Source organism: Mesorhizobium sp. M1A.F.Ca.ET.072.01.1.1, assembly GCF_004023325.1.
Taxonomy (GTDB): Bacteria; Pseudomonadota; Alphaproteobacteria; order Rhizobiales; family Rhizobiaceae; genus Mesorhizobium.
This window is the reverse complement of the sequence record NZ_RZSF01000271.1, coordinates 1-9,376: the sequence shown is the minus strand read 5'-3', so window position 1 is coordinate 9,376 and position 9,376 is coordinate 1. Positions and strand designations below refer to the sequence as shown.

General features: G+C 63.1%; 12 protein-coding genes. 3 read left to right on the top strand and 9 right to left on the bottom strand.

Annotated elements, in window-relative coordinates; genetic code table 11:
- The 8 genes from EOA32_RS28025 to EOA32_RS27990 form a co-directional block, all read right to left on the bottom strand.
- Positions 1-586 (bottom strand): DUF72 domain-containing protein (locus EOA32_RS28025; protein WP_145971371.1); only part of this gene is annotated, 586 nt, incomplete at its 3' end.
- A 30-nt stretch (positions 587-616) separates the two neighbouring features.
- On the bottom strand, positions 617-1,081 hold the full coding sequence (locus EOA32_RS28020; protein WP_066992439.1) for a GNAT family N-acetyltransferase: 465 nt from the start codon (positions 1,079-1,081) through the stop codon (positions 617-619).
- 35 nt (positions 1,082-1,116) lie between these two features.
- The gene (gene uvrA / locus EOA32_RS28015; protein WP_128373435.1) at positions 1,117-4,038 is read right to left on the bottom strand and encodes an excinuclease ABC subunit UvrA; all 2,922 of its coding nucleotides are present in this window, start codon (positions 4,036-4,038) and stop codon (positions 1,117-1,119) included.
- Positions 4,039-4,787: 749 nt separating this feature from the next.
- On the bottom strand, positions 4,788-5,054 hold the full coding sequence (locus tag EOA32_RS28010) for a hypothetical protein (RefSeq protein WP_095777817.1): 267 nt from the start codon (positions 5,052-5,054) through the stop codon (positions 4,788-4,790).
- A gap of 81 nt (positions 5,055-5,135) precedes the next feature.
- Entirely contained in the window at positions 5,136-5,741 is a 606-nt protein-coding gene (locus tag EOA32_RS28005) for an ATP-dependent Clp protease proteolytic subunit (protein WP_066992448.1), read from the bottom strand.
- Between the two features lie 23 nt (positions 5,742-5,764).
- Entirely contained in the window at positions 5,765-6,256 is a 492-nt protein-coding gene (locus EOA32_RS28000; protein WP_095780565.1) for an SRPBCC domain-containing protein, read from the bottom strand.
- Entirely contained in the window at positions 6,253-6,567 is a 315-nt protein-coding gene (locus tag EOA32_RS27995; protein ID WP_067319753.1) for a metalloregulator ArsR/SmtB family transcription factor, read from the bottom strand. The genes EOA32_RS28000 and EOA32_RS27995 overlap by 4 nt, the downstream gene beginning before the upstream one ends.
- A gap of 44 nt (positions 6,568-6,611) precedes the next feature.
- Complete coding sequence (locus tag EOA32_RS27990) at positions 6,612-6,992, bottom strand: cupin domain-containing protein (protein ID WP_245499403.1); 381 nt, start codon at positions 6,990-6,992, stop codon at positions 6,612-6,614.
- A 195-nt stretch (positions 6,993-7,187) separates the two neighbouring features.
- Between EOA32_RS27990 and EOA32_RS27985 the strand changes: the two genes are divergently transcribed.
- The 3 genes from EOA32_RS27985 to EOA32_RS27975 all read left to right on the top strand — a co-directional run bounded on the left by EOA32_RS27985 (position 7,188) and on the right by EOA32_RS27975 (position 8,669).
- The gene (locus EOA32_RS27985; protein ID WP_067319755.1) at positions 7,188-7,706 is read left to right on the top strand and encodes a single-stranded DNA-binding protein; all 519 of its coding nucleotides are present in this window, start codon (positions 7,188-7,190) and stop codon (positions 7,704-7,706) included.
- A gap of 34 nt (positions 7,707-7,740) precedes the next feature.
- Positions 7,741-8,139, top strand: coding sequence for a DUF2306 domain-containing protein (locus EOA32_RS27980; RefSeq protein WP_095777763.1), 399 nt, complete (start codon positions 7,741-7,743; stop codon positions 8,137-8,139).
- Positions 8,140-8,243: 104 nt separating this feature from the next.
- On the top strand, positions 8,244-8,669 hold the full coding sequence (locus EOA32_RS27975) for an OsmC family protein (RefSeq protein ID WP_095777762.1): 426 nt from the start codon (positions 8,244-8,246) through the stop codon (positions 8,667-8,669).
- A 17-nt stretch (positions 8,670-8,686) separates the two neighbouring features.
- Here EOA32_RS27975 and EOA32_RS27970 read toward each other — a convergent pair whose 3' ends face one another.
- Entirely contained in the window at positions 8,687-9,316 is a 630-nt protein-coding gene (locus tag EOA32_RS27970; RefSeq protein ID WP_066992466.1) for a MarC family protein, read from the bottom strand.
- Positions 9,317-9,376 lie beyond the last annotated feature (60 nt).

Sequence of the window (9,376 nt, the reverse complement as noted above, 5' to 3'; positions counted from 1 at the left end):
CGCTGCCGGTTTGCAGTCGGGCATAGACGAAATCGCCGGTGACGTCGGCGATCGCCGGATATTTGGCGTGGTCGGCATAGACGATGGCGGCATTGTATTTGCGCGCCAGAGCCGGAAATTCCGGCACGATGAAGCTGTCATGCCGCACTTCGAGCGCATGGCGCAGCGGCACGCCGTCCTGCTTGTCGGGCAGCAGCTTCAGGAAGGCCTCGAGATCGTCCGCATCGAACTTCTTCGTCGGCGCGAACTGCCACAGGATCGGTCCCAGCTTGTCGCCGAGCGCGACAATGCCCGAGCCGAGGAATCGCATTATCGATTCCCCGGCCTCGCCGAGCACGCGGCGGTTGGTGACGAAGCGGTTGCCCTTGAGCGAAAAGACGAAGCCGTCCGGCGTATCGTTCGCCCACTTGACGAAGGTCGGCTCCTTGAAGCTGGAATAATAGGTGCCGTTGACCTCGATGCTCGGCACCTGGCGGCTGGCATAGTGCAACTGCTTGGCCTTGGCTAGCTTGTCCGGATAGAAGGAGGTGTCCCAGGGCTCGAAGGTCCAGCCGCCCATGCCGGAGCGGATCTTTCCTTGGCTCATCGTCTTCCTCCTCCGAGTTTTGAATGCGGCTCAGGCTGCTTTGTCGACCGGCTTGGCCATGTCGACCAATATCCATCCTGGCCGGTAAGGGTTGGCGCGGCGACCCGTTTCCCGATAGCCGTAAGCCGAATAGAGCGCGATGTTCCGCTCCATGCGCGAATTGGTGTAGAGCCGCACCTCCGGCACGCCCCATGACCGCGCCTGCTCGTCGGCGAAGTCGAGCAGCGCGATGCCGAGTTTCCTGCCCTGGAAGGCCGGCGAAACGGCAACGCTGAAGATCATGGCATGATCGTCGTGCCGCTCGAGGACAAGCAGCCCGGCCAGATCGGAACCATCCTCCAGCAGCCAGACCTCGCCGCGCGCAATGCGGGGTGCATAGTCCTCGGTCACCGGGATCGGTGGCGCGCCGAACAGGGCGGTATAGGGGGCGTAGGCGTCCGTGGTTATCGCGACGACAGCTTGGAGATCACCTGCAAGCGCTTGCCTGATCTTCATTTGAGACTGTTCCAAACGCTTGCCGACCCACTCGCTCACTCGGCCGCTTCGCGCTTGCCCCCGGGGCGCCGCTCCAGAAGCTCCTTCAGGAACTGGCCGGTGTAGCTGCGCTTTTCGCGCACGATCGCTTCCGGGGTGCCGGAGGCGACCAGCTCGCCGCCACCGTCGCCGCCCTCGGGGCCGAGGTCGAGCACCCAGTCGGCTGTCTTGATGACTTCGAGATTGTGCTCGATCACCACCACCGTGTTGCCCTGGTCGACCAGCTCATGCAGCACTTCGAGCAGCTTGGCGACGTCGTGGAAATGCAGGCCGGTGGTCGGCTCGTCGAGGATGTAGAGCGTCTTACCGGTCGCCTTGCGCGACAGTTCCTTGGCCAGCTTGATGCGCTGCGCCTCGCCGCCGGACAGCGTCGTGGCCTGCTGGCCGATATGGATGTAGCCGAGCCCGACCTGCTTCAGCGTATCGAGCTTGTCGCGCACGCCGGGCACCGCCGAGAAGAACTCGACGCCTTCCTCGACCGTCATGTCGAGCACGTCGGCGATCGACTTGCCCTTGAACAGCACGTCCAGCGTCTCGCGGTTGTAGCGCTTGCCATGACAGACGTCGCAAGTGACGTAGACGTCGGGCAGGAAGTGCATCTCGATCTTGATGACGCCGTCGCCCTGGCACGCCTCGCAGCGGCCGCCCTTGACGTTGAAGGAGAAACGGCCCGGCTGATAGCCGCGCGCCTTAGCCTCCGGCAGACCGGCGAACCAATCGCGGATCGGCGTGAAGGCGCCGGTATAAGTGGCGGGGTTGGAGCGTGGCGTGCGGCCGATCGGCGACTGGTCGATATCGATGACCTTGTCGAGGAACTCCAGGCCTTCGATGCGATCATGCTCGGCCGGATGCTCGCGCGAGCCCATGATGCGGCGTGAGGCCGCCTTGAACAGCGTCTCGATCAGGAAGGTCGACTTGCCGCCGCCGGAGACGCCGGTGACGCAGGTGAAAGTGCCGAGCGGGATCTCCGCCGTGACGTTCTTCAAATTGTTGCCGCGCGCGCCGATGACCTTGATACGCCGGTTCTTTTTCGCCTCGCGGCGCACCGCCGGCGTCGCGACCTCGAGCTCGCCCGACAAATACTTGCCGGTGATCGAGGCGGGCGTCGCCATGATCTGCTGCGGCGTGCCTTGCGCGATGATCTCACCGCCATGGATGCCGGCGGCGGGGCCGATATCGACGACATAGTCGGCATGCAGGATGGCGTCCTCGTCATGCTCGACGACGATCACCGTGTTGCCGATGTCGCGCAGGTGCTTCAGCGTATCGAGCAGGCGCGCATTGTCGCGTTGGTGCAGACCGATAGACGGCTCGTCCAGCACGTAGAGCACGCCCGTCAAGCCGGAGCCGATCTGCGAAGCCAAACGAATGCGCTGGCTCTCGCCGCCCGACAGCGTGCCGGAATTGCGCGACAACGTCAGATAGTCGAGGCCGACATCGTTCAAGAAACGCAGGCGCTCGCGGATTTCCTTCAGCACCCGGACGGCGATCTCATTCTGCTTCTCGTTGAGCTGCGCCGGCAGATCGGTGAACCACCGGTCGGCCTTGCGGATCGACAGCTCCGTGACCTCGCCGATGTGCCTGCCGGCGATCTTGACCGAGAGCGCTTCCGGCTTCAGCCGGTAGCCGTTGCAGGCGGGGCAGGGGGTGGCCGACATGAAGCGCTCGATCTCCTCGCGCATCCAGGCCGATTCCGTTTCCTTCCAGCGCCGGTCGAGGTTGGGGATGACGCCCTCGAAAGTCTTGATCGTTTTGTAGGAGCGCAGGCCGTCGTCATACTGGAAGGTGATCTCGCGCTCGCCCGTGCCGTGCAGCACCGCCTGCTGCGCCTCGGCGCTCAGATCCTTGAACTTGTCGCCGAGCTTGAAGCCATAGGCCTTGCCCAAGGCCTCAAGCGTCTGCGCGTAATAGGGCGAGGTCGATTTCGCCCACGGGCTGATGGCGCCGTCGCGCAGCGAGACATTCTCGTCCGGCACAATGAGGTTGGCGTCGATGGCGCGCTGGCTGCCGAGGCCGTCGCAGGTCGGGCAGGCGCCGAACGGATTGTTGAAGGAGAACAGCCTGGGCTCGATCTCGGGAATGGTGAAGCCGGACACCGGGCAGGCGAATTTTTCCGAGAACATGATGCGCTCATGCGTCTCGTTCTTCGACTTGTTGACCGAGTCCTCGCCCGTCTGGCTGGCGTCGAGCGGCTTGTCGGCGAACTCGGCCACCACAAGCCCGTCGGCGAGCTTCAGCGCCGTCTCCATCGAATCCGCAAGCCGCGTCGCCAGATCGCCGCGAACGACGATACGGTCGACGACCACGTCGATGTCGTGCTTATATTTCTTGTCCAGCGCCGGCACGTCGGCGATCTCGTAGAAAACGCCGTCAACCTTGACGCGCTGGAAACCCTTCTTCTGCAGCTCCAGAAGTTCCTTGCGGTATTCGCCCTTGCGGCCGCGCACGATCGGCGCCAGCAGGTAGAGACGCGTGCCCTCGTCCAGCGCCAGCACGCGGTCAACCATCTGGCTGACCGTCTGGCTTTCGATCGGCAGGCCGGTGGCCGGCGAATAGGGAATGCCGACGCGGGCGAAGAGCAGGCGCATATAGTCGTAGATTTCGGTGACGGTGCCGACTGTCGAGCGCGGGTTGCGCGACGTCGTCTTCTGCTCGATCGAGATGGCGGGAGACAAGCCGTCGATCTGGTCGACATCCGGCTTCTGCATCATTTCCAGGAACTGGCGGGCATAGGCCGAAAGGCTTTCGACATAGCGACGCTGACCCTCGGCATAGATGGTGTCGAAGGCAAGCGACGACTTGCCGGATCCCGACAGGCCGGTCATGACGATCAGGCTGTCGCGCGGCAGGTCGAGATCGACATTCTTGAGATTGTGTTCGCGCGCGCCGCGAATGGAAAGATATTTTTGGTCGGCCATCGCCGGTCGCCGCCTCAGGTCTGGAATTTGCTGGATTGGCGGGTTTGTCCCGGCCATCCCCTATGTAGGTAATCTCGTCGCCGCGTCGAGAGACGCCACAATCTCGACCAAAGCGTTTAACCGCCTTTCGCGCGAGCGGGCAAGCGGAAAGAACAAAGGCCGAACACCCTCCTGACAAAGCGCTGTGGAAACAGCGGCTGCAAAAACCGTCGCGACCGATCAGTCGAAGGCATTCGACTTACCTGGACGTAACCTCCGATCGATCACATTTTTCTGTAACCGGCTCTTCAACGGTTGACGTCTCGGACCCATGGGGGCAGTCTCAAAGGCGTCAACGAAGCCGGCCGTCTGTCGATGGCCTCGTCACCCAGAGGTGGCCTGCGAGACGCCGCAGGCTTCAGCGATTTGCGCTTCGGACGACATTGCCACAACGGACCAGGAGCGGAGCATGACGCCACCGGACAGTCCCTTGAGGCTCCACGAAGCGATGGAGCCGCGGCGGGCATAGTGCCAGGGTAGGCGTGAGCGCCTCCCGAAAAACGTGACCTGCCGATTCCTACAATCAGAGACCATAGTCGGATCGTCGGCTGAAAGCCGCGTTGCATCCGAAACAGAACGCCGGCAGTCCACTCCCGGCTAAAATTGGGTTTCAGATCCATGAAAGCCCCGTCCACCTGCGGAAGCAGTGGCGGGGCTTGCATTTTGCGAGCCGGAGGTCCGTCGCTGGCGTCGGCAATGCGGGGTAAGCTTCAGTGGTTGGGAGGCCTGATGCCACCCGTTGCCATGTCGATGGTTATGCTGCCCGAAATCCTGACATCGGTGTCGCCGATCTTGAACGTGCCGTTGCTGCCGGCTGGCAGTGCGTCGTCAGGCTCGGGCTGCGGCGCGGGCTTGGCGATGCGGTAGTCGCTGCTCACGCCGGGCAGTTTTTGTGTCGAATTGTCGTCTGCAAAAGCGGCGGTGCCGACCGCAAGCACGCCGGCGACTGCGACAACGGCAAAACCCAGATTCGTCAAGGAACGCGCTCGGATCATGCGCGAACTATAGAGGCGCGCCGAAGGCGAGGCCAGACGCGCCGCAATCAATTTGCCGCGCGGTCAGGCCGCCTTCTTGCGCGTGTCGTAGACATGGTCGACGAGGCCCCAGGCCTTCGCTTCCTCGGCGGTCATGAAATAGTCGCGGTCGAGCGTGCGCTCGACCTCGTCATAGGTCCGGCCGCAATGCTTGGCGTAAAGTTCCGTCATGTGGCGCTTGGTGCGCAGGATGTCCTCGGCGTGGCGCTGGATGTCGGAGGCCTGGCCCTGGAAGCCGCCGAGCGGCTGATGCAGCACGATCCTGGTGTTGGGCAGCGCGATGCGCCGACCGGGCGAGCCTGCCATCAACAGGAATGAACCCATCGAGGCGGCAAAGCCCATGCACACCGTCGACACCGGGCAGGAGATGTACTGCATGGTGTCGTAGATGGCGAAGCCGCTGGTCACCACGCCGCCCGGCGAGTTGATGTAGATCGATATCTCCTTGTCGGGATGGTCCGATTCCAGCGACAGGAGCTGCGCGCAGACCAGCGCCGACACGCCGTCATTGATCTCGCCGTTGATGAAAACGATGCGTTCGCGCAGCAGCCGCGAGAAAATGTCGAAGGCGCGTTCGCCGCGGCTCGACTGCTCGATCACCATCGGCACGAGATTGGCAAAGGCGCTCATCGCAGATCTCCTCGGTTCTTTGGTCAAGCCGCGCGCAGCATCATGCTTGGCGCGTTGGCGGCAGCTGGGCTCTTGCGCGCGTGGAGCGAAATCCCGCAGCCGGCGCCGGAAACGGCGACGACAGGTTGCGCGACCGTCGCGAAACCATCATGGACGATGCTGAGATGCGTGCCGCCGGAAACCGTGCGCGCGAGCGTGAAGGTGACAATGCTGTCGAAGATGGGACCGTCGAATGCCGGTAGCCGGTCGGCAGCGTCCACGCCCGGTCGCTCGCGCCAGGAATAGCGCAGCAGCTTGCCGGGCTCGGCCTCGAGCACTTCGCACTCGATCGGCGCGTTTGGTCCGGCAAAGGCAAAGCGCTCGCCGATCGCTGGCTTGATGTCGTTGGGCATCAGCCAGGCGGCGAGCAGTTCCGGCTCGGTGAGCGCCCGCCAGACTTTTTCCGGCGGATCGGGAAGCTCGCATTCGAAGCTGAGCGGCGCGTTGGCCGCTGCCGGGTGTTTGGTAGTCGTCATTGGTCCATTTCCTTTAGAACCCGCTTCAAACGCTCGATGCGCTCCGGCCAGAAGGCGCGGTAGCGTTCGATCCAGCCGAGCAAGGGATCGAGCCCTTGAGGGTCGGCGCGGTAATAGGCGTTGCGACCGGCGCGCCTCTCGATCACCAGTCCGGCGCCGCGCAGCACGGCAAGATGCTGCGAGACGGCCGGCTGCGACACGCTCACGCCGGCGCGCAGCTCGGACACCGTCAATTCGCCGGCCGCGAGCCGCTCGTAGACGGCGCGGCGTGTCGGATCGGCCAGGGCCCGGAAAATCTCTGCTTCGATCATGCGCAAAGCATAAGTCGATACTTATTGGTTTGGCAAGCGCCGTTTTAGGCCGTCCAGCGTCTCACCGGCTCCGCCGCTCCGTCGAAGCTTGCCTCGAAGATTGGCGATGCGAGCACGGCATGGATGTGAAGCGTGCCGGAAGCCACGTTTCGAAAGCCATGCTTGCGGTGCGCGGGAATGATCAGGGACTGCCCGGCGGCAAGCACGGCCCGTCGGTCGTCGACCCACATTTCGGCTTCGCCGGTAATCACCGTCAGTACTTCCTCGACTTTATGCGCATGCGTTGGTGCGCCGGAACCCGGTCCGACCCACTGCTCGAATATGCAAAGGCCAGCCGCGCCATTGGCGGCGGCAACATGCATGCGGGTTTCGATCCCGGCGCGCCACGTTTCGCGCGGCTGATCCTCATGCGAAACAATGTTCATTCCGATGTTCCCCTTTGTTTCCTGCCCAGGAATCCTACCTGTTGCTGACATTCCTTGACAGAAACAGCGGTCAAGACTAGAACGAATAGAGAACAAAAACCTTGTGGGAAAAGCCAGCCTTCACGGGCATGGGCGAACCACAGGCTGTAAGGTGAGCGACTTAAAATTTGTTTCGGATGAGCGCGGAGAAGTATGATGGCGGGTAGCGTCAACAAGGTCATTCTGGTCGGCAATCTCGGGGCGGACCCTGAAATCCGCCGCCTGAATTCGGGCGACCCGGTCGTCAACATCCGCATCGCCACGTCGGAAAGCTGGCGCGACAAGAATTCCGGGGAGCGCAAGGAAAAGACGGAGTGGCACAATGTGGTCATCTTCAACGACCAGCTCGCCAAGGTGGCGGAGCAGTATTTGAAGAAGGGCATGAAGGTCTATGTCGAGGGCCAGCTGCAGACGCGCAAATGGCAGGACCAGACCGGCAACGATCGCTACACGACCGAGGTCGTACTGCAGAAATTCCGTGGCGAGCTGCAGATGCTCGACGCGCGCGGCGAAGGCGGCGGTCAAGTCGGCAGTTATGCCGGCGGCGGCAACAGCCGGGGTTCCGATTTCGGCCAGTCGGGCCCGAACGAAGGCTTCAGCCGTGGCGGCGGTGGCGGTTCCAGGGGCGGTGGCGGTGGTTCGTCGCGCGAGCTGGATGACGAGATTCCGTTCTGAAGGTCTCGCAATCGTCGTTTGAGGGGAAGGCGCGATGTCGCTCGGACCGTTGCTGACAGCGCCTCCTCCCATTCCATGGCACGCGTTCGCCGCCTTCGCCGCGCTGGCGATAGGCGGGGCGCAACTGGCATTGCCGAAAGGCACGACACGCCACCGCGTCTTGGGCTATGCCTGGGCCGCGCTGATGCTGGTCGTCGCCGTCTCAAGCTTCTGGATCCAGCAGATACGCCTGATCGGGCCGTTCAGCCCGATCCACATCCTGTCGATCCTGGTGGTTGTCACCGCCCCGCTGGCGGTCTGGTATGCGCACACCCATAAAGTGGCCGCGCATCGCAGCGCCATGATCAAGCTCTACCTATTCGCGCTGATCGGCGCCGGCATCTTCACGTTGCTGCCCGGCCGCATCATGCACACGGTCGTATTCGGCCAATAAACAATTTCCAGCGAAAGTGCGTCGCGGTTTTCCGTCCGGAATTGCCTATAGTTGATAGTTGCGGCGATAGTCCGCTTGCAAAGCAGCGTCTAAGGAAGATCATCGTGAAAGCACGCGTCAAATGGGTTGAGGAACGCACCTTTGTCGGCGAGTCCGGCAGCGGTCACAAAGTCGTGCTGGGCACGGCGCATGGGCCGGAAGGCCGGACGCCAGGGCCGAGCCCAATGGAGCTGGTGCTGATCGGCACCGGCGGTTGCTCGGCCTACGACGTGGTCCACATCCTCGAAAAAGGTCGCGAGGCGGTCGAGGACTGCGTGGTCGAGCTGGACGCAGATCGTGCCGAGACGGAACCGCGCGTCTTCACCCGCATTCACATGCATTTCATCGTCAAGGGTCGCGCGCTGTCGCGCGACAAGGTGAAAAGGGCGATCGATCTGTCGATTGAGAAATACTGCTCGGCCACCGCCATGATGGCCAAGACGGCGGCCGTCACGCATGATTTCGAGGTGGTCGATACAGCAGTGAAATAAGGCAGTAGGGATGCTGCTCAGGCAGCCATCAGCGCCCTCACGCCGTCGGCGACGAACTGCACCGCAAGCGCCGCCAGGATGACGCCGAGCAGCCTCGTCAGGATCGAGCGGCCAGTCTGGCCGAGGATGCGGTCGATGCGCTCTGCCAGCACGAACACCAGAAAGGTGAGCACAAGACAGATCGCGATGATGCCGACCAGCGCCGCTTGCGCGGCAAAGCCCTCGAAGTGTCCTGACAGCAGCACTGTCGCCGATATCGCGCCGGGACCGGCGATCAGCGGGATCGCCAGCGGAAAGGCGGCGATGTTGTGGATCATGTCCTTGGTGATGGCGACGTCGCCGATCTTCTCCTTGCGGTCCTGACGGCGCTCGAACACCATTTCGAAGGCGATGAAGAAAAGCAGGAAGCCGCCGGCGACGCGGAAGGCCGGCAGCGTGATGCCGAACACCGACAGGATCGACGCGCCGGCTACGGCGAACAACGCCATCACCAGAAAGCCGATCACCGAAGCTCGCACCGAGACCTGCTGGCGCTCGTCCCGGTTCATGCCACGCGTGACGGCGAGGAAGAGCGGTGCCAGCCCGGGCGGATCGATGGTCACCAGGATGGTGACGAAGGCGTTGAACAGGGTGTCGAAGCTCGGCATCGCTGGTCCCCTCCCGCCTGGCGAAGCCCAAGCCCTGCATTCGTAGAGCAAAGCGGGAGC